Source organism: Candidatus Symbiothrix dinenymphae, assembly GCF_001431085.1.
The window spans coordinates 1-765 of the sequence record NZ_BBRU01000148.1 but is presented as its reverse complement, the minus strand read 5'-3'; the positions used below and the strand labels follow the sequence as shown (position 1 = coordinate 765).

The 765-nt window shown below is 42.2% G+C and carries 1 protein-coding gene and 1 pseudogene; one reads left to right on the top strand and one right to left on the bottom strand.

Annotation, left to right across the window (positions count from 1 at the left end; translation table 11 throughout):
• Positions 1-255: pseudogene (locus ASC50_RS02300) on the top strand (PD-(D/E)XK nuclease domain-containing protein); the annotation flags it as partial.
• Positions 256-420: 165 nt separating this feature from the next.
• Here the strand turns inward: ASC50_RS02300 and ASC50_RS07455 are convergent.
• Positions 421-765: hypothetical protein (locus ASC50_RS07455; RefSeq protein WP_226995342.1), on the bottom strand; the 345-nt coding region annotated here is incomplete at its 5' end.

Here is a 765-nt window from a genome sequence, read left to right as displayed (position 1 = left end):
GGGGCTTTTTGTGCAAACGGAGGTCAAAAGTGCCATCGGTCGCGCTGACTAGTGGTTTGGATGAAAGATATCATCTATGTTTTTGAATTTAAACTATCCGAAAATGCCACCGCCGAGGAAGCACTCAAGCAGATAGACGACAAAGGCTACCTCATCCCATACAGTGCCGGAACGCGGAAAGTGGTGAAAATCGGCGCAGAGTTTAGTAGCGCAGAGCGGACTTTGAGCCGCTGGGTGAGGGAAGATGTGGGTTGATTTTTAGGGTGAGGAGAAGCCATCTACCCCGCACTGCGCTTCGCTTGTACGGGGTTATCGAAATTATACCCCATACGGGGTAGTTGGTTATCGTAAATTTGATGCGTTACCCTAAAAAAATCCTGACTACATAATGTAATCAGGGTTTCCCTTTGTTAAAGATAATCAAGATGGACGCTTTTGTAGTACTGAGTTAGGAAAAACGGTTGGGTCTATATCTAATTCGAATACAAAGTATAAGCAAGACAGTGCTTGTATTAGTCCGTTTTCGTTTGTTGTGCCCACATAAATGTATGAGTTGCCGAATGGGATATACAAATTCCCATCTATTGCAATTGCATTATAGGATATGTCATTGTACCTAATTTGTTTTGAATGGACGCTGTAATCTCCGATTAAAACTCTTGCTTTCACATCATCGGACAATAAAGGTTCAGCCACTTTATGGGACATCGTGCTGTATATCTTATTGGTCTTAAAGAACAATTTACCATCTTCAAATCCTAAAGG